The organism is Brevibacillus fortis (assembly GCF_046196545.1).
Classification (GTDB): domain Bacteria; phylum Bacillota; class Bacilli; order Brevibacillales; family Brevibacillaceae; genus Brevibacillus; species Brevibacillus fortis_A.
In genome coordinates this window covers 3,708,677-3,728,231 of sequence record NZ_CP176370.1, presented here as the reverse complement: position 1 = coordinate 3,728,231, position 19,555 = coordinate 3,708,677, and the positions used below count along the sequence as shown (strand labels likewise).

Here is a 19,555-nt window from a genome sequence, read left to right as displayed (position 1 = left end):
GTGGGATTCAAATTTAAAGAAGTTGGTACGATCCTTTTTGTCATAAGCATTGTTGTCATGATGGTAATCCCACTTCCTTCAGCGCTACTTGATTTGCTGTTGATTTTGAATATCTCGCTTGCATTGACCATCTTGCTTGTGTCGATGTATACAAAAGAAACTTTGGAATTCTCGATCTTTCCGACGGTTTTGCTTATTACAACACTTTTTCGACTAGCCTTGAACGTGTCGACGACGAGAAATATTCTATCGCACGGTGAAGGCGGTAAAGTTATTGAGACGTTCGGTAGCTTTGTAGTCGGTGGTAATCAAGTCGTCGGTTTCGTTGTGTTTCTGATCTTGATTATCATTCAGTTTATCGTAATCACGAAAGGTTCTGAGCGTGTAGCTGAGGTAGCAGCACGTTTTACGCTCGACGCGATGCCTGGTAAACAGATGAGTATCGACGCGGATCTGAATGCAGGAATGATTACAGAAGCAGATGCACGTGTCCGAAGAAAAAAGATTGAGAACGAAGCTGACTTTTATGGAGCAATGGATGGTGCCAGCAAATTCGTAAAAGGGGACGCCATCGCGGGTATTATCATTTTTATTGTAAATATTATTGGTGGTTTTATCATCGGGATGCTCATTCACGATATGAGCTTTGCCGAGTCTGCCTCTCGATTTACTACCATGTCAGTCGGTGACGCACTGGTGAGCCAGATTCCTGCGCTCTTAATCTCGACCGCAGCGGGTATTATTGTAACGCGTTCCACTTCTGGTGAAGGTCTGGGTGAAGACATCGTCAAGCAAATGTTCAGCTTTCCGCGTCTTCTCTATATCGTAGCCGGATGCATGTTATTACTGGGGCTCTTTACACCGATTGGAATTCTGCCTGTACTTCCGGTAGGCGGGATAATGGCATTTGCTGCTTGGAAAATGGAGAAGAACCAAAAGATGCAAATCCAAGAATCCGCCGACCAGGTGGAAGAGCAGCAATTGGAAGAAGTACGCAGTCCAGAAAGCGTCGTGAACCTGTTACAGGTCGATCCGATCGAATTCGAGTTCGGTTATGGCTTAATCCCGCTTGCCGATGTGAAGCAGGGAGGAGATTTGTTAGATCGGGTCATTATGATTCGAAGACAAATCGCACTTGAGATGGGGATCGTTGTACCGGTCATTCGTATACGTGACAACATCCAGCTTCGACCGAATGAATATATGATCAAAATAAAAGGCAACCAGGTCGCAAAAGGGGAAATCATGCTGGATCACTATCTGGCGATGAGCCCGGGAATCGAAGATGATTCCATTGTTGGCATAGAAACCGTAGAACCTGCGTTTGGATTGCCTGCATTATGGGTAACAGAAGAGAATAAGGAGATTGCTGAGCTGTCTGGCTATACAGTTGTCGATCCGCCATCTGTTGTGGCTACACATCTGACAGAGGTCATCAAGCGACATGCCCACGAATTGTTAGGTCGCCAGGAAACAAGGGCCCTGATCGACAATGTACGGGAGACAGCACCAGTTCTCGTAGACGAGCTGATTCCAAGTATGCTCGCCATTGGGGACGTACAAAAAGTATTGCAAAAGCTGTTGCGTGAAAAAGTGTCTGTTCGAAATCTCCACGTCATCCTCGAAGCACTTGCGGATCATGCCTTGTATACAAAAGATCCAGATGTACTTACAGAATATGTGAGACAGGCGATGGCGAGACAGATCACACTCCAATTTACGGAGCCAGGACAACCACTTCGCGTGCTTACAGCTGGAGCAGGATTGGAAAAAGCAATCTCTGAACGTGTGGAACAGTCTGAGCAAGGAAGCTATCTGGCGATGGATCCGGAAACGTCTCAGCGAATTTTTCAAAACATGTCGACTGAAGTGAGCAAAATGATCAACTCGGGTCAACAGCCGATCATTCTTTCATCACCAGCGGTCCGAATGTACTTGCGTCAATTAGTAGATCGCATGATGCCAGACGTTCCCGTTTTGTCGTACAGCGAGCTCGAACCACATGTTGAAGTGCAAAGCGTAGGGATGGTGAACATTTCGTGAGGGTAAAACGTTACATTGTCGATTCGATGCCAGAAGCAATGGAAAAAATCAGGACGGACTTAGGAATGGATGCGGTGATTCTTAATTCCAAGCCGATCAAAACAGGTGGATTGTTCGGGATGTTTGGCAAACAACGAATCGAAGTAATCGCTGCTGTCGATGAAAAGGCATCCGAGCGAGAAAATCCCACAGTAGCAGCTGAACATCGAACCAGCAACGTTTTGCCCAAATCGCAGACGGGTACGTACACGGCTGCTCAAGCGTATCGAAGACCAACTGTGACAAAAACATCAGAGACTCAACAAGCTGAATCAACAGGTAGGGAGCAAGTCGTAGCCGCGATGACACAAACCGCGGTTGCGACGCCTCCAAAAGAAGAGATCGCAGATACGAGAGCTGTGCAAAAGCAAGGAGAGCCAGCTGAGCAGCATGCTCCTGTCATGACATCCCAAGAAAGAGCTTTACCCGCAAGCAATCATGACGCGATTGCCACTGAAATGCGAGATATGCGTCAAATGTTTCAAAAGCTGTTGGTGCATGACTTAAGTGAACAACTTCCTCCGGCGATACAGTCTATTCGTGCAAAGTTATTGAAGCAAGAAGTGACTGAAGAGCTAACAGCGGAAATCATTCGAAAAGTAATGGAAATGTCGCAACTAGGTGAAAAGTGGACGGAGGAAGAAGCGTTTACGGTATGCCGAACGATTATCACTTCCATGATCGAGCCATATACAGCATCTTCGCCAAAGCTGGGTAAGAACGTACGGTATGCTTTCTTTTTCGGTCCGACAGGGGTTGGAAAAACAACGACCATTGCGAAGCTTGCGGCGAACAGCATGTTGAAGGAAAAACGAAAGATCGGCTTTATCACGGCTGATACGTATCGAATGGCGGCTGTAGAACAATTGAAGACCTACGCAAACATTTTGAATGTCCCGCTGGAGGTTGTCTTTTCTCCGAAAGAAATGGCGGCAGCGATGGAACGCTTAAGTGATTGTGACCTCATTTTTGTCGATACGGCTGGACGAAACTTTCGCAATGATGAATACGTGGAAGGCATTCGTGAATTGTTGGAGCATGGAAAAGACAGCGTGAACTACCTAGTACTTAGCTTGAGTTCCAAATTCAACGATATGAAAGCGATCGTCCAAAATTTTGCGGAAGTTCAAGTGAAGCAAGTCATTTTTACAAAAGCGGATGAAACGAACAGCTTTGGCACGATTTTGAATGTTTGTCAGGAGATGAATCTACAACTCTCCTATATAACGACAGGTCAAAATGTACCAGATGATATCGTTGTAGCTACACCCGAGCTGGTTTCAACGATGATTATGGGAGAGTAAACAGATGCGTGACCAAGCAGAGCAACTCCGTGAGCGGATGCTACAAAACAAGAAGACACGACCAACTAGACTGGTGACAGTGACGAGTGGAAAAGGTGGTGTCGGCAAGTCCAATTTCAGCTTGAATTTTGGACTTGGTTTGATTGAGAAAGGTCATAAGGCGGTTTTGTTTGACTTGGATCTGGGTCTGGCAAATTTGGATGTATTAATGGGAATTACACCAAAAAAGCATCTGTTTCATTTGTTAGAGCCAGATACGACTGTTTGGGACATTATCGAGCACGGGCCAGGAGGCTTAGAATTCATCGCGGGTGGTTCTGGATTTACGCAGATTATGCAGTTAGATGATCACAAGCTTGATCGCTTATTCTCGCATCTGGACCCGCTGCAAGGCTATGCCGACACAATCATTTTTGATACGGGAGCAGGTTTTTCAAAAGAATCCATGCGATTCATGCTCTCCTCAGACGAGGTCATCCTCGTTACCACCCCCGAACCACCAGCGATAACGGATGCATATGCAGTCATCAAGATGCTACACGCACGTAATCCCGCTGTCTCCATTCGCTTGGTGATAAACCGAGCGTCGTCGGAGAGAGAAGGGAAAATGACGGCAGACAAGCTTGCGATGGTTTCCAAACGCTTTTTGAATATGGATATTCAGTCGCTTGGATATGTTTCGGATGATCCTTATGTTTCAAAAGCTGTCAAACTGCAGCGTCCTTTTCTACTTACATATCCACAATCGCAAGCCGCGAGGAGCATACGAAATCTGGTAGAACGGTATTTGGATCGTCCGGTTACTTCAGATGCTTCTGACAGTGGTCTCAAAGGTTTTCTTGCGAAGCTGAGGCACTTCATACGATGAGACATAAAAGTAGGAAGGGAGCGACACTCGAATGAGCAAAATCCGCGTTCTCGTCACGGACGATTCTGCATTCATGCGTAAAGTGATTTCGGACATTTTATCAACGGATCCTGAGATTGAAGTGATTGATCGAGCCAAGAATGGACTCGAATGTATTGAAAAATGTAAAGAACTGGCGCCGGATGTTCTCACACTCGACATTGAAATGCCGGTTATGAACGGTTTGGACGCTCTGGAAAAGCTGATGAATGAGTGCCCGGTTCCGATTGTCATGTTGAGCAGCCTGACAAAAGAAGGGGCTGAAGCTACGATTCATGCGTTGGAACTAGGCGCGTTTGACTTTGTAACGAAGCCTTCTGGTCCAATTTCTCTCGACATCCACAAAGTGGGCGATCGTCTTATCGAACGCGTGAAGGCTGCGGCAGCATCGAAAGTACGTCTGAAAAAGCAGATCTCTCGCGTAGTCAAACCGGTATCTTCAGAATCAAAAGGTGCACCTGTTACACCGGCATCTCCAGTAATACGTACGAAAATACCGAGCCCGCCTGCCGTGATGCGGTCACAAGTGGGCGGAAAGGCAAGACTGGTGGTTTTAGGTACTTCCACGGGTGGTCCTAAAGCATTGCAGAGTGTACTGACTGCAATTCCGGCGAATTTTCCGGCACCAATTGCCATCGTTCAGCATATGCCAGCAGGTTTCACAAAATCGTTAGCAAATCGGCTAGACTCGTTATGCCAAATTCGAGTAACCGAGGTTGTCGATGGCGAGTATTTGGAAAATGGTACAGCTTACATCGCTCCAGGGGGCTTCCATTTCGAAGTTCGTCAAGTAAATGGGAGACTACAGGCCTATTTACATCAAGAGGAGCCACGAGGCGGTCACAGACCGTCTGTCGATATCCTGTTTGAATCAGTCAGTCAATTGACAAATGTAGACAAATGGGCAATCATCATGACAGGCATGGGAAATGATGGGACTAAAGGGCTAAAGCGCATGAAGGAGCTTGGCGTTGTCACAAGTATTATCGAAGATGAGTCGAGTTGTGTCGTATACGGAATGCCACGAGCAGCGATTCAAGCAGGCTTGGCAGACAACGTTGCCCCATTAGAAAAGATTCCGGAGCTGTTGTGCAAGCTCTTGCACTGATTTTTGGGAGGTGGATCACCTATGGATATGAATCAGTATTTGGACATGTTTATTGAGGAGTCAAAGGAACACCTACAGGCAATCAACGCCAACTTGTTACTCTTGGAAAGTGATCCGGGTAATATTGGTCACGTCAAAGAGATTTTTCGTTCCGCTCATACTTTGAAGGGTATGTCGGCGACCATGGGCTTTGAAGACATGGCGAGTTTGACTCACGAAGCGGAAAATGTACTTGACCTGATTCGCAATCAGAAGTTAACGATTACCAGTGATATCATGGACGCTATTTTTCAGAGCGTAGATTTGATTGAGGGCATGGTCATCGATATCACAGAAGGTGGAGACGGTTCAGCGGATGTATCCGCTATTGTAAAGAAGCTGCGGGCGATTGTAGCTGGAGACTTTTCAGCCGAGCAGGAAGTAGCAGCTGCTACGATGGAAGTGGAAGCACCGCAAGAGGAAAGTACACCAGCTGAAGACCATGAGCTGGATGATTATGCAATGATGGTCTTGAAGCAGTCGCAGGAGCTCGGAAATAACGTTTTGTGGATCAAAGTGACATTGAATGAAAACTGCTTGCTCAAGGCTGCTCGCTCGTACATGGTTTTTGATCAATTGGAATCCATGGGTGAAGTGATCAAAACGAAGCCAGCTGTTGAAGATATCGAGAATGAGCGATTTGAACAATCGTTTGAAATCGCCTATGTGACGGAGCAATCGATTGAAAAAGTACGAACTACGATTCTTAACATTTCGGAAATCCAAGATGTGACGATCGAAACCATTCAATTGAAGAGTGAAGCTCCACCTGCTCCCGTAGTGCAACAGACGCCAGCGCCAGCTGAAAAAGGAGCAGCAGAAGCTCCTCAAGCACCTGTGAAGAAGGCGACGGCTGGTGGAAAAACAATTCGTGTGGATATCGAACGCTTGGATATCTTGATGAATCTGTTTAGCGAATTAGTCATTGACCGCGGTCGTTTGGAGCAGTTGGCACGCGAGATCGGAAAGAATGAACTGCAGGAAACCGTTGAGCACATGAGCCGGATCAGTGGCGATTTGCAAAACATCATTCTGACCATGCGAATGGTTCCAGTGGAGCAAGTATTCAATCGTTTCCCACGTATGATTCGTGATCTGCAAAAAGATCTGAATAAAAAAGTGAATCTGGAGATTATCGGTGCGGAGACAGAATTGGACCGTACGGTTATCGACGAAATCGGGGACCCACTCAATCACTTGCTGCGTAACTCGCTTGACCACGGCATTGAATCTCCAGCAGATCGGAAAAAGGCGGGTAAGCCAGAGGAAGGAAAAATCGAGCTCCGCGCTTTCCACAGTGGGAACCATGTATTTATTGAAGTAAAAGATGATGGTGCTGGAATCAACAAAGATAAAGTTCTCAAAAAAGCGCTTGAGAGAGGGATTGTCAATCCTGCTACTGCAGATAGCATGAGCGACAAGCAAATCCACGAGCTGCTTTTTGCAGCAGGCTTTAGTACAGCGGAAGTTGTTTCGGATATTTCCGGCCGTGGTGTTGGTCTGGATGTCGTGAAGTCCAAAATTGAATCGTTGGGCGGCAGTGTCAGCGTAGATTCTGTGCGCGGCCAGGGCACGACTTTCCTCATTCAATTGCCACTTACGCTCTCTATCATTTCCGCGATGCTGGTACAAGTGCAAGATGAGAAGTACGCTGTCCCACTCAGCTCCATTATTGAGACGGCTGTATTTAAAAAGGATCAAATCATGATGGCTCACCGCCAAAAAGTGATCGACTTCCGGGGACGTGTAGTTCCGCTCGTTTCGCTGCAGGACATTTTCCAAGTGCCTGATAATGGGGAAACGATGGAAGACGAAGTAGCAGTCGTCATCGTACGTAAAGGTGAGAAAATGGCAGGGCTTGTCGTCGATTCGTTCATCGGTCAACAAGAGATTGTTCTAAAATCTCTCGGCAAATATCTGGTCAATGTATTTGCTATTTCAGGTGCAACGATTCTGGGGGACGGTCAGGTCGCGCTCATCATAGATTGTAACTCGCTGATTAAGTAGAAGGAGGGGCAGCCACATGCTCGATCAAAAAGAAGTCATTAGCGAAGTCAAAGTGATTGTCTTTCGATTGAAGGACGAAGAGTATGGCGTAGAGGTTCATCAGGTCAAATCCATTGAAAAGCTGGAGCACATCACTAGAGTTCCCAGAACGCCTAGTTTCGTCAAAGGGGTTATTAATCTGCGTGGCGTTGTGACACCGATTATTGACCTGCGCAATCGCTTTAGTCTCGAAGAAAGCGTCTACTCCGAAGCAACTCGAATCATTATCGTGGCCGTAGGTGAGTTGGAAGTGGGTCTCATTGTAGATGCTGCTAACGATGTAATCGATATACCAGTTGATGCGATTGAACCGCCTCCAGAGGTTGTTGGAGGAGTGGAAGCTGCTTATTTGCGAGGCGTCGCTAAGCTGGATAAACGACTGTTAATCCTCCTAAATCTCGATAAAGTATTGAGCACTGAGGAAATCAAACAGTTGGACGCAATTGAGGGGTAAGTAAAATGGGCGATTTTACGAAGTTTGGGGATTTCCAATTTGACGTTTTACGGGAAATCGGGAACATCGGTGCTGGTCACGCTGCCACGGCTCTCTCCAAGCTCATACAAAAAGAAATCGATATGAAAGTTCCACAAGTCAAGATTATCCCCTTCGACGAAGTTGCAGATTGTGTAGGAGGAGCGGAAACTGTAGTAGTGACCGTCTTCCTCCGGGTTGAAGGCGATTGTCCAGGAAACATGTTTTTCATCCTTGATTTGGATTCTGCCAAACACCTGCTCGAACAAATTACAGGAATTAATAAAGATGTGTACGAGTGGGAAGAGCTGGAGATCTCAGCGCTGCATGAGATTGGCAACATCTTAACAGGTTCTTATCTATCATCATTAGCTGATTTTACACAATTGAATTTGCAGCCGTCCGTACCTGCACTCGCTGTGGATATGGCTGGTGCTATTCTAAGTTATGGATTAATAGCGTTGGGTCAAGCGGGTGACTTTGCCCTCACGATTGACACCGCTTTTTTCGAAGGCAATGATCAAGTAAAAGGGAACTTTTTCTTAATTCCTGATCCTGAATCGCTCCCAATACTATTTCGTTCATTAGGGGTTCCGTTCGATGGAGATTATTAAGATAGGGATGGCTGATCTTGGTGTGGCAAAGCCGCCGAGTAAGCTGCGTACTACCGGTTTAGGTTCTTGCGTAGGGGTAGTGCTCTACGATCATATCCATAAAATTGCAGGTATGGCACATGTTATGCTCCCGGAATCGTCTTTGGCTAAAAGCGGGGAGCTAACGATAGGCAAGTATGCGGATACAGCAATCCCCCATCTGATTCAGTTGATGGTGAAGGCTGGTGCGGAGACCAGACATACAGTTGCGAAATTGGCTGGCGGTGCACAAATGTTCGCGTTTTTGGGGAATAATGACACCATGCGGATTGGGCCTCGGAATGTAGAGGCGTGCAAACTTGCATTGAAGGATGCTCATATAAAGATCGTGGCAGAAGATACAGGGGGAAACTGCGGTCGGACAATAGAGTTAGATGCCACAAACGGCATTCTTCAAATCAGGACCGTAAATCAAGGTGTGAAGGAAGTATAACAAATGTTAGGAACCATTTGGATTAATTTTGGATTAGGAATGCTCGCATTTCTTGTGACGCTGGGTACGGCTGTGGCGAGTAATGTCTGGCTCGTATCACTGGAGAGAGCAGGTATCGCATTTGTCCTATTCTTCCTCGCTGCATTTCCAATTCGTTGGCTGCTCGCAACGTTCATACAGTCATCTACTCCACCAATGGTTACGGACACGCTAGAGGGGACAAGCTCTCCTCTAGCAGAAGGTGGGGTCGTACTGGAAATTGGACAACAATTGGAACAGGAAGATCTAACATTTGCACCACTCTCAATCAACAAGATGGAAAGGATTCATCCTACTGAGGATCCAGCCACCGTTGCAGAGGTCGTTAGGCGCTTATCAGATGAGTAAAGGTTGGTGACTATTCGTGGCACGGCTAACCAGTCAAGAAAAAGCAAATGAGTTCGATAAATGGGTCATGTGGAAACAAGAGGGAAGTCGCGAGGCGGAGGTTGACTTGGTCACGCGTTTTTTGCCACTGGTAGATAAGGTGGCAAATCGGTTGGCAATTAATCTGCCAGCAAATGTGGACAAGGATGACTTGATTAGTTATGGGCGCTTTGGGCTATTGGACGCTTTGGCTAAATTCGATCATACCCGGGGTCTCCAATTTGAGACGTACGCCATGTGGCGGATTCGTGGTGCAATGATCGATGGACTACGTGAGAACGACTGGATCCCTCGTACTGTTCGAGACAAGGCCAAAAAAATCGAAGAAGCATACACCACCTTGGAACAGCAAATGCTGCGAATGCCAACCGATCAAGAAGTGTCTGATTATCTGGGAATAAGCAAAAAGGAGCTTCAACAGGTTTTCTTGGAAACCTCTCTTGCCAGCATGGTTTCTATCGATGAGGCAGTAGGGGATGAAGACGAACAAAAAACAGCAAGACATTCCTATATCATCGACGAGCTCACACCTCGCCCTGATAATGTGGCGGAAGTATCCAGCTTAAAAGAGGTTCTAGTAACGGTCATCGACAAATTGCCTGAAAAGGAACGATTGGTTGTCTCCTTGTTTTATTTTGAAGAAATGACCTTATCAGAAATTGCGGAAATCATGAGCTTGTCACCTTCAAGAATATCCCAGTTGCACTCCAAAGCTCTTTTCCGACTTCGTTCTGCGTTGTCCAGATGGAAATCGCAATTGATGTAAAGGGACATTACCCAAGCTTGAGAGGGGTAGAATGATGGAAGGGATCGGGAAATATAAAATAGAAGTAAAAATTTCAGCTGATAAATTGGAGGCTGAGGTACTTCTCCGTGTGGACGAACAAGATATCGACGAAATTGTTATCTTGGAAACAGATGTTTACAAAGCATTACAAGCAAGCAATGTGAAGTATGGAATTTTCGATGATGTAGTTCAGAACTTGTGCACCTTACCTGCGAAGTATGCAAACGCGAGAGTAAAGGTTGCTCAGGGGATTGCACCTGTGGCCGGAACCGATGCGACTATCGAGTACCCTTATTTGGCTTCTATTAATGAAGGGGAAGGTCCAAAAGAGCTAGAGGATGGCCGTGTTGATTTTTATAATGTGACGACAATCCCTAATGTAGCAAAAGGACAACTCTTGGCACGTAAAATATCAGCAAGCCAGGGACAACCAGGGACAGCAGTTACCGGAGAGCCCATCGCTCCCAAAGCCGGCAAGGAAATAAACATAAAGCCTGGGAAAAATGTTGTGCTTAATCAAGAGCGGACGATGCTATACGCCGCTATTGACGGACAAGTCTCCTTTACGGAACAGGCAAAAATGAACGTGTTTCCCGTATTTGAAGTAAACGGGGATGTTGATTTTGGTGTTGGCAATATTGATTTTGTGGGAACGGTGGTCATTCGCGGGAACGTATTGAATGGCTTTCGCGTAAAGTCATCAGGAGATATCCGTGTACTTGGCAGTGTAGAAGGGGCCGAGTTGTACGCGGAAGGCTCCATTGAAATCAAAAGCGGGATTGTTGCCCAGGACAAAGGCTGCATTGTTGCGGGGAAAGATGTCCGAACATCCTTTATCCAAAACGCCAATGTAACGGCTGGCAATCAAGTGATTGTTTCACAAAGCATCATGTTTTCAACCGTACGAGCAGGAAAGCAAATTATTTGCAAAGGGTCAAAAGGCTTCATCATTGGCGGCGTGCTGCAGGCTGGGGAAAAGATAGTGGCACGGGTATTTGGGAATAGCAGCGCCACTCCTACGATACTCGAAGTAGGAGTAAAACCGGAATTAAGACAAGAGTTGGCGAACATTCAAAAAGAACTACAAAATGTGTATGAAAATTTACGCAAAACAGATCAAGGACTAGGCGTTATTAATCAGATTCTTCAAGTCAGCAAAGAACTTCCAGCAGACAAACGTCTCATGCAAATCAAGCTAACCAATACTCGTTTGGTTCTGGAAAAAGAAAGCAAGGAATTGGAAGGACGCAGAAATGATATTGAACTTGAGCTGAAAGGGGAAGGACCAGCAGCTATTGAGGCATATCATGTGATGTATCCAGGAATTAAAATGACGTTTGGAAAGCTGGTGCACTTTATCAAGCACGAGTATGCGAGAACGCGATTTATTGTGTTGGACGGTGAAATTAGCACAGCAACTCTTATCTAATCCAGGATGCTTACATACTTAGTGTGACAAAGGGAGTTGGGGCCATATGAGTTTGAAAGCGGTTGAATTGCAGGTGGCAATACCACGTACGCTAGAAGTCAGCCGAATTCAGGAGCATCAGCAACAACGAACCATGCATGAACAACAATCAATGATTGATCAGCGACGAGACCTGGATGAACATATGCGCCAGCGCCCGAGCGATCTTGAGCAATCACAAAAGAACCAGATACGCGAACGAGAAAAAAAGCAAGGACAGCAAGAACATCAGGACAAAAAAGAATCCGCTGGAAGTCAATTGTCCGAATCGAGCGAAGGTGTAGCTACGAATGCTGATCTCATGAGAGATCCATTGCGTGGACGTATTATAGATATTTCTTTATAAACGAAGTCAAGCCAGAAATAAAGGTGGACAACATGGACGTAGTGTATCCCATCCTGATTGGAGCAGGAATGATCAGTATGCTTCTTGCTTTTGTCATTAAAAAGAAGCAGCCTGTTGACTCCTTTTCCTCAATACCGACACAACGCACGACGGACAAGGACGAGCTCGAAAAAAGCGTGCAGCGTCTTCAAAAACAGGTAAAGCAAGAAACCAATCTTCTTGCTGCGGAATGGCAGGAAATGAGAGCGGATCTTCTCGAGGATATCGCTAGTTTGCGCAAGCGATTAGACGTTATGGAAGAACGATGGCACAAGAGTGAAAGTCAGAAGCAAGAAGCTCCAAAGGATACGAATAGGATAGAACCAGCACCTCAAGTTCAAGAGGTGGATATGCTGGCACTGCGAGAACGTTATCGCCGTGCCTTTGAGCTGAGTAAAGAAGGTTTGTCTCGGGATGAGATCGCAAAACGACTCGGTGCCGGCAGAGGGGAAATCGATTTGATCTTTTCCTTGGCTGACAGGCATGAGCGAGGTCTTGCCGATGCGTAAACAAGAGCTATTATTTGGATTTGGAGCAGGACTGATTGTGGCTACCTCCATTATCGGACTGTTAGCGCCTAAGCAAACTGCGCAAGCCCCAGCCATGACTGTCGATCAAATGAAAGTAGCTGCACAAGAGCTGGAAATGGTCGTACTTACAGCAGAAGAATACAAACAGTGGCAGGAAGAAAGAAAAGTGAACGTACAGCCAGCTCCTGGAGTCCCTAAGGCGCCAGTTACGCCAAAGGTAGGTCAAACCGTGGCGCCTGTGACAAAGCAACCGCAAACGCCAACTGTACAGCCTGCCACATCTGCAGCTTCATCAGAGCAAAAGGTGATTCCGCCAACGAATCCAGTGAGTAAGGACGGCCAGACTGCTCCAACTGGACCGAATACGCAGACACCAACGCCACCCAATACGGTGGCACCTAAAGCTCCGACAGTAGAAGCACCTGTAGCAGATAAGAAGGTATCTTTCACTGTTCCTTACAAAGCAACTGCAGAGGATGTTTCGCAGATTCTAGTAAAGGAAGGAATCCTTCCTGCCGACAATCAATTTGTGTCGCAGCTACGTGCGAGCGACAAGCTAAATCGTATTCGTGTGGGTACTTATGAAGTGTCAACCGACGCTAAGGAAGCAGACATCGTCAAGTTGATAACAACGCCGCCTAAAAAATAGGCGGTTTTTTCAATGAGACTAAATGTGTACATTTGTCGTCTGCCAAGAAGGGTCAAAACTTTTTTTACGAAATAAATGGAATTCGTTTGTTGCAATTGAAACACCCATATGATATATTCATTTACGGTGTTGAAATCGCACGTCCACCAATTCCGGCAACGGTGCTGCCTATGGCAGAATTGCTTGGAACATGCGGTGTGGCGGAGGTAGGCATCACAAAAACCATTTTTGAAGGAGGTGTGAAATATGGCAGTAATTTCGATGAAACAATTGCTCGAGGCTGGTGTACACTTCGGTCACCAAACTCGTCGTTGGAACCCGAAAATGGCTCGCTATATCTTCACCGAACGTAACGGAATCTACATTATCGACCTGCAAAAAACCGTTAAAAAAGTAGAGGAAGCGTACAACTTCGTACGTGATCTCGCTCAAGACGGCGGAAAAATTCTCTTCGTTGGTACGAAGAAACAAGCACAAGAATCCGTTAAAGAAGAAGCAGAACGCACAGGTCACTACTTCATCAACCAACGTTGGTTGGGTGGTACTCTGACAAACTTCACTACCATCAAAAAACGCACTTCTCGCTTGGCTGAGCTGAAGCGTATGGAAAACGATGGTACTTTCGAAGTATTGCCTAAGAAAGAAGTTATCGTTCTGCGCAAAGAAATGGATCGTCTGGAAAAATTCTTGGGCGGTATCGCTCACATGGATAAACTGCCTGACGCTCTGTTCATCATCGATCCTCGTAAAGAGCGCATCGCTGTAGCAGAAGCTCGCAAATTGGGTATCCCAATCGTTGCAATCGTAGATACTAACTGCGATCCAGATGAGATCGATTATGTGATCCCAGGTAACGATGACGCAATTCGCGCTGTGAAATTGCTCACTGCTAAAATGGCAGACGCTCTGCAAGAAGGAAACCAAGGTACAGAGCAACAAGCAACAACAACTGCGTAAGCATGTGTGTTAAAGGGTGGACTGAGGGTGTCAGAACCCCCGTCCATCCTTTTTTGCTGATTAGCGTCGCCGAGGTGTTAGCAGGCGGCTTGCTTTTCGACTATAATAGGATCGTAACTTTCCGAGGAGGTTTCACTCAATGGCAATTAGTGCACAAGCGGTTAAAGAACTGCGCGAGCGTACAGGCGCAGGTATGATGGATTGCAAACGCGCGTTGGAAGAAACAGCAGGCGACATGGAAAAAGCAATTGACTTGCTCCGTGAGCGCGGTGTAGCGAAAGCAGCGAAAAAATCCGGACGTATTGCAGCTGAAGGTTTGACTGCGACAGCGGTAGCTGGAAACGTTGCAGCAGTAGTAGAAGTAAACTGCGAAACTGACTTCGTTGGTAAAAACCCTGAGTTCCAAACACTTGTGAAAGACATCGCTGAGCACGTTGTATCCCAACGTCCTGCTTCTGTTGAAGAAGCTCTGGAGCAACCTTTCAAAGGTGCTGGCGAGACTTTGGGTCATGTAATCAACGAGAAAATCGCGACTATCGGAGAAAACATCTCCTTCCGTCGTTTTGCACTCTCCGAGAAAACGGACAACGGCGCTTTCGGTGCTTACCTGCACATGGGTGGTCGTATTGGCGTTCTGGTTACTTTGGAAGGTACACAAGACGAAACACTGGCTCGCGACCTGGGCATGCACGCTGCGGCGTCTAACCCTCGTTTTGCTAACCGTGATGAAGTTTCCGCTGATGAGATCGAGCGCGAGCGTGAAGTTCTGAAAAACCAAGCGCTGGCTGAAGGCAAACCTGCTAACATCGTTGAGAAAATGGTAGAAGGCCGCCTCTCCAAATTCTTCGAAGAATACGTACTGGTTGAGCAACCATTCGTAAAAGATACTGACAAGAAAGTAGCTGTTCTGTTGAAAGAAGCAGGCGCTACCTTGAAAGAATTCGCTCGCTTCCAAGTAGGCGAAGGTATCGAGAAGAAACAAGAAGACTTCGCAGCTGAAGTAATGGCTCAAGTTAATAAGCAATAATAAAGGTTATAGGGAACACCTTCGTGTTCCCTATTTTCAAAGCGAGAGTTTCACTTTGTGTGAAACTCTCTGCATGTAAATAGCAGTGTGTACCTGTTCCCAATTAGAAGGAATGAAGACTGGGCACAGAGAATGATTCATGAATGGAGGCCGTTTCACATGCCACTTCCTGCCTATAAACGGGTTGTGTTAAAGTTGAGTGGGGAAGCTTTGGCGGGGGACTTAGGGTATGGTATTGACCCAAAGGTTATTTTCTCCGTCGCTAACCAGATCAAGGAAATCGTAGAATTGGGTGTACAAGTCGCAGTAGTCGTCGGAGGAGGTAACATCTGGCGCGGACTTTCCGGCAGCTCTAAAGGAATGGATCGGGCAACAGCCGATTACATGGGGATGCTGGCCACAATTATGAACTCACTCGCCTTGCAGGATGGGTTAGAAAAAGTGAACGTCCCGACTCGTGTTCAAACCTCGATTGAGATGAGACAGGTAGCAGAACCATACATACGCCGTCGTGCCATTCGTCATTTGGAAAAAATGCGCGTGGTCATCTTTGCTGCCGGTACTGGTAACCCTTACTTTTCAACGGATACGACTGCTGCTCTGCGTGCAGCTGAGATTGAAGCTGAAGTAATCCTGATGGCGAAAAACAAGGTTGACGGTGTGTACTCTGCAGACCCAAGCCTTGACCCGAACGCGAAGAAGTACGACCAGTTGACATTCCTGGAAGTGCTGAATAAAGGTTTGGGTGTCATGGATTCAACAGCGTCCAGCTTGTGCATGGATAACAGTATTCCGTTGATCGTCTTTAACATTTCTGAAGAAGGCAATATTCGTCGGGCAGTAATGGGCGACAAAATCGGTACTCTAGTGAAAGGGGAATAATTATGCCACAAACTGTGCTAAAAGACATGGAAGATCGCATGAATAAAGCGATCAATGCTTTGAAAAGAGATCTGTCCAGCCTGCGTGCAGGTCGTGCGAACCCAGCGATGCTGGATCGTGTTACAGTAGACTACTACGGCACTCCAACGCCGATTAGCCAATTGGCAAACATCAGTGTACCAGAACCACGTATGCTGACTATCCAGCCTTGGGATAAAACGGCGCTCAAAGAAATTGACCGTGCGCTGCAACAATCGGATTTAGGAATTTCCCCATCCAACGATGGCGTGATTATCCGCCTGATCATTCCTCCACTCACAGAAGAGCGTCGTAAAGAGCTCGTGAAGCTGGCAGGAAAAGGTGGAGAAGAAGCAAAGGTAGCGATTCGTAACATCCGTCGTGATGCAAACGATGAAATCAAAAAGCTGGAAAAGGCTGCTACCATTTCTGAGGACGATTCCCGTCGTCATCAAGAAACTATACAAAAAGCGACGGATAAATTCATCGCCGAAGTTGACAAGATCGTTAAGGACAAAGAGAAAGACATTTTGGAAGTATAGGTAATGGTAATCCCCCTCGTTTGAGGGGGATGTACGTCTATATCTCTCATTACGGGGGAACACTTTATGTTAGAACATCTGGCGCGCAAATGGGGCCGCAAACAAAAGCAATCGGAGCCAGCCGAGTTGGATCGTTCCGGTAAGATTCCGGAACATGTCGCGATTATTATGGATGGCAACGGTCGCTGGGCCAACAAGCGCAGTTTACCCCGGGTTGCCGGGCACCGTGCAGGAATGAAAGCAGTAAAAGAAGTCGTCAAGGCTGCAGACGAGATTGGCGTTCGTTATATGACGATGTACGCATTCTCAACCGAAAACTGGAAGCGTCCACGCGATGAAGTGGATTTTCTCATGAAACTTCCGCAGGAATTTTTGTCGACAGAATTGGATGAATTAATAGAACGTGGTGTCCGCATACGTATGCTCGGCAGTAAAAACGAGCTGCCTTCTCATACGCTGAAAGCATTGCTGGAAGCAGAAGAGAAAACGAAGGACAATAGCGGTCTTCAATTGAATTTTGCCCTTAATTACGGGGGGCGAGATGAACTTGCAAAAGCATTTTCAATGATGGCAGCACAAGTAAAAGCAGGTGAGCTTCAACCAGAGCAACTGACTGAGGAATTGATATCAAGCTACCTGTATACAAGCGAAATTCCCGATCCAGACCTCTTGATTCGCACAAGTGGAGAGATTCGCTTGAGTAACTTTATGCTGTGGCAATTAGCATATACAGAATTATGGTTTACGGAAGTGCTATGGCCTGATTTTACCCGTGAACATTTTTATCAAGCAATCGTGGAATACCAAGGCCGAGCTCGTCGCTACGGGGCGGTATAGCCGAGAGGTGGAATCAGTTGAAGCAACGTATAATAACAGGCCTGATTGGTGGGGCTGGTTTTCTATTATTGATGTATGCTGGTGGAGTTTGGTACTCACTATTGGTGTTTTTACTGGCTGTCATTGGCTATTTTGAATTTATGAGAATGGCTGGCATTCAGTCATTTTATTTGGCAGGATTGCTCGGATATGTATTGATGTTAAGCATTTTGTGGCCGTCTCTATTATTTTCGGATTGGCTCAGTATCAGCATGCCGGATCTGATGCTGCCCGTCATCCTGCTCTTGTTGATTTACTCCGTTTTACGGAAAAATCAGTTTCACATTGAACACGTCGCCCTTACGTTGGTGGGGGCGTTATACATAGGCTACGGTTTTACTTATATGGCCGCTACCCGAAACCTACCTGAAGGATTTATACTGACGGTCATGGTCATTATGGGAATCTGGTCCACTGATTCGGGTGCCTATTTTGTCGGAAAAGCAATAGGTAAGCGTAAACTTTGGCCAGAAATAAGTCCAAACAAGACGGTGGAAGGGGCCTTAGGAGGTCTTGTCGCTTCTGTCTTGATTGTTCTTTCCATCAATGCAAGCTTTGGACATTTTGCGATTGATCAGGCTTTGACCATCGCACTTGTTGCGGGGATCGTGGGGCAATTGGGGGATTTGGTTGAGTCGGCTTTCAAGAGACATTTCCATGTAAAAGATTCAGGACAGCTCATTCCGGGTCACGGGGGCGTTTTGGATCGCTTTGATAGTTTTTTGCTCGTCTTTCCGGTTCTACATCTATTAGGTATTGTCTAAAACCTTTTGCATATAGAAAGAGATATAGAGGGTGAAATCCGTGAAAAAAATAGCGCTCTTAGGTTCAACGGGGTCAGTTGGAACGAGCACGCTTGAAGTCGTAGATCAGCATCCTGAGGATTTTTCGGTGGTGGCTATGGCTGCTGGAACAAACGTTGATCTATTGACACGTCAGGTGGAAAAATTCAAGCCCGAGCTCGTTTCTGTGGGAAATGAGAAGGCTGCCGTTGAACTGCGAGATAAATTGGCGGGCAAGTCTCAACCAGAAATCGTTTACGGGGCGGAAGGCTTGGAACTGGTTGCCCGTCATGAAGCTGCCAATTTCGTTATGACCGCTGTTGTCGGCAGTGTAGGGGTCGCACCTACACTCGCTGCGATTGAGGCGGGCAAAACAATTGGACTGGCCAACAAAGAGACACTGGTGAGCGCTGGCCCTGTCGTCATGAAACGAGCGAAAGAAAAAGGCGTATCGATTATTCCAGTAGACAGCGAGCATTCAGCTGTCTACCAATGTCTGCAAGGAGAGCGCAAGGAAGATGTGGCACGGATCATTTTGACCGCTTCAGGCGGTTCCTTCCGTCACCTCTCTCGCGAGGATCTACAGCAAGTGACAGTAGAGCAGGCATTGGCTCATCCGAATTGGAGCATGGGTGCAAAAATTACCATCGATTCTGCTACTATGATGAACAAAGGCTTTGAAGTGATCGAGGCTCATTGGCTGTTCGATTTACCTTATGAGCAAATCGAATGCGTATTGCATTATGAAAGTATCATACACTCTATGGTAGAATACAAAGACAGAGCGGTCATGGCCCAACTCGGTACGCCGGATATGAAGGTTCCGATTCAGTACGCCATGAGCTATCCCATCAGAAAAGAACTGCCTACGGAACCTCTTGATTTGGTCAAGATCGCGACGCTTCATTTTGCAGCCATGGATTATGAGCGTTATCCTCTGTTAAAATTAGCGTATGAGTGCGGCATGGCAGGTGGTACGCATACTGCAGTACTGAATGCAGCTAATGAGGTTGCAGTTGATAGGTTCTTGAAGGGAGCGATCAGTTTCTTGGACATCGAAAAGGTCGTCCGAAAAACATGCGAAGCTCACCCTGGTGTAGCGAGTCCAGAGCTTGCAGATATATTTGCCGCTGATGAGTGGGCACGCTCTTATGCGCTCGTTTCCATCTAAAGAATATGAGT

At 46.5% G+C, this 19,555-nt stretch carries 21 protein-coding genes; all 21 read left to right on the top strand.

Annotated elements, in window-relative coordinates; translation table 11 throughout:
• The 21 genes from flhA (at position 1) to ACKKE8_RS18215 (ending at position 19,544) form a co-directional block, all read left to right on the top strand.
• Positions 1 to 2,043: a flagellar biosynthesis protein FlhA gene (flhA, locus tag ACKKE8_RS18315; RefSeq protein WP_409174319.1), complete on the top strand. Its 2,043-nt coding sequence runs from the start codon at positions 1 to 3 to the stop codon at positions 2,041 to 2,043.
• A complete protein-coding gene (flhF, locus tag ACKKE8_RS18310) occupies positions 2,040 to 3,386 on the top strand; it encodes a flagellar biosynthesis protein FlhF (RefSeq protein WP_409174318.1) in 1,347 nt (448 codons plus the stop codon). Before flhA ends, flhF begins: the two co-directional genes overlap by 4 nt.
• A 4-nt stretch (positions 3,387 to 3,390) precedes the next feature.
• Entirely contained in the window at positions 3,391 to 4,254 is an 864-nt protein-coding gene (locus ACKKE8_RS18305) for a MinD/ParA family protein (RefSeq protein ID WP_409174317.1), read from the top strand.
• Positions 4,255 to 4,285: 31 nt separating this feature from the next.
• Entirely contained in the window at positions 4,286 to 5,401 is a 1,116-nt protein-coding gene (locus tag ACKKE8_RS18300; protein WP_409174316.1) for a chemotaxis response regulator protein-glutamate methylesterase, read from the top strand.
• A gap of 21 nt (positions 5,402 to 5,422) precedes the next feature.
• Positions 5,423 to 7,447 (top strand): chemotaxis protein CheW, encoded by a 2,025-nt coding sequence (locus tag ACKKE8_RS18295; RefSeq protein ID WP_409174315.1) that lies wholly within the window; start codon positions 5,423 to 5,425, stop codon positions 7,445 to 7,447.
• Between the two features lie 16 nt (positions 7,448 to 7,463).
• The gene (locus tag ACKKE8_RS18290; RefSeq protein WP_007719278.1) at positions 7,464 to 7,940 is read left to right on the top strand and encodes a chemotaxis protein CheW; all 477 of its coding nucleotides are present in this window, start codon (positions 7,464 to 7,466) and stop codon (positions 7,938 to 7,940) included.
• Positions 7,941 to 7,945: 5 nt separating this feature from the next.
• Positions 7,946 to 8,572, top strand: coding sequence for a chemotaxis protein CheC (locus ACKKE8_RS18285; protein WP_048033437.1), 627 nt, complete (start codon positions 7,946 to 7,948; stop codon positions 8,570 to 8,572).
• On the top strand, positions 8,559 to 9,044 hold the full coding sequence (locus tag ACKKE8_RS18280; protein ID WP_007719270.1) for a chemotaxis protein CheD: 486 nt from the start codon (positions 8,559 to 8,561) through the stop codon (positions 9,042 to 9,044). Before ACKKE8_RS18285 ends, ACKKE8_RS18280 begins: the two co-directional genes overlap by 14 nt.
• Positions 9,045 to 9,047: 3 nt before the next feature.
• Entirely contained in the window at positions 9,048 to 9,431 is a 384-nt protein-coding gene (locus ACKKE8_RS18275; RefSeq protein ID WP_409174314.1) for a hypothetical protein, read from the top strand.
• Positions 9,432 to 9,447: 16 nt separating this feature from the next.
• On the top strand, positions 9,448 to 10,236 hold the full coding sequence (locus tag ACKKE8_RS18270; RefSeq protein WP_409174313.1) for a FliA/WhiG family RNA polymerase sigma factor: 789 nt from the start codon (positions 9,448 to 9,450) through the stop codon (positions 10,234 to 10,236).
• A gap of 31 nt (positions 10,237 to 10,267) precedes the next feature.
• Positions 10,268 to 11,686, top strand: a complete 1,419-nt coding sequence (locus tag ACKKE8_RS18265; protein ID WP_409174312.1) for a DUF342 domain-containing protein — start codon at positions 10,268 to 10,270, stop codon at positions 11,684 to 11,686.
• A gap of 46 nt (positions 11,687 to 11,732) precedes the next feature.
• Complete coding sequence (locus ACKKE8_RS18260) at positions 11,733 to 12,071, top strand: hypothetical protein (protein ID WP_409174311.1); 339 nt, start codon at positions 11,733 to 11,735, stop codon at positions 12,069 to 12,071.
• A 23-nt stretch (positions 12,072 to 12,094) separates the two neighbouring features.
• Positions 12,095 to 12,619, top strand: a complete 525-nt coding sequence (locus ACKKE8_RS18255; RefSeq protein WP_409174310.1) for a DUF6115 domain-containing protein — start codon at positions 12,095 to 12,097, stop codon at positions 12,617 to 12,619.
• Entirely contained in the window at positions 12,594 to 13,289 is a 696-nt protein-coding gene (locus ACKKE8_RS18250; protein ID WP_409174309.1) for a DNA polymerase III subunit gamma/tau, read from the top strand. Before ACKKE8_RS18255 ends, ACKKE8_RS18250 begins: the two co-directional genes overlap by 26 nt.
• Positions 13,290 to 13,535: 246 nt before the next feature.
• Positions 13,536 to 14,246, top strand: coding sequence for a 30S ribosomal protein S2 (gene rpsB, locus ACKKE8_RS18245; protein WP_409174308.1), 711 nt, complete (start codon positions 13,536 to 13,538; stop codon positions 14,244 to 14,246).
• Between the two features lie 139 nt (positions 14,247 to 14,385).
• Positions 14,386 to 15,273, top strand: a complete 888-nt coding sequence (tsf, locus tag ACKKE8_RS18240; RefSeq protein ID WP_409174307.1) for a translation elongation factor Ts — start codon at positions 14,386 to 14,388, stop codon at positions 15,271 to 15,273.
• A 159-nt stretch (positions 15,274 to 15,432) separates the two neighbouring features.
• Complete coding sequence (gene pyrH / locus ACKKE8_RS18235) at positions 15,433 to 16,155, top strand: UMP kinase (protein WP_007719254.1); 723 nt, start codon at positions 15,433 to 15,435, stop codon at positions 16,153 to 16,155.
• Positions 16,156 to 16,157: 2 nt separating this feature from the next.
• Positions 16,158 to 16,715: a ribosome recycling factor gene (gene frr, locus ACKKE8_RS18230; protein ID WP_409174306.1), complete on the top strand. Its 558-nt coding sequence runs from the start codon at positions 16,158 to 16,160 to the stop codon at positions 16,713 to 16,715.
• A gap of 66 nt (positions 16,716 to 16,781) precedes the next feature.
• On the top strand, positions 16,782 to 17,552 hold the full coding sequence (locus tag ACKKE8_RS18225; protein ID WP_409174305.1) for an isoprenyl transferase: 771 nt from the start codon (positions 16,782 to 16,784) through the stop codon (positions 17,550 to 17,552).
• A gap of 17 nt (positions 17,553 to 17,569) precedes the next feature.
• Entirely contained in the window at positions 17,570 to 18,355 is a 786-nt protein-coding gene (locus ACKKE8_RS18220) for a phosphatidate cytidylyltransferase (RefSeq protein WP_409174304.1), read from the top strand.
• Positions 18,356 to 18,395: 40 nt separating this feature from the next.
• A complete protein-coding gene (locus tag ACKKE8_RS18215) occupies positions 18,396 to 19,544 on the top strand; it encodes a 1-deoxy-D-xylulose-5-phosphate reductoisomerase (protein ID WP_409174303.1) in 1,149 nt (382 codons plus the stop codon).
• The last annotated feature ends 11 nt before the right edge of the window (positions 19,545 to 19,555 follow it).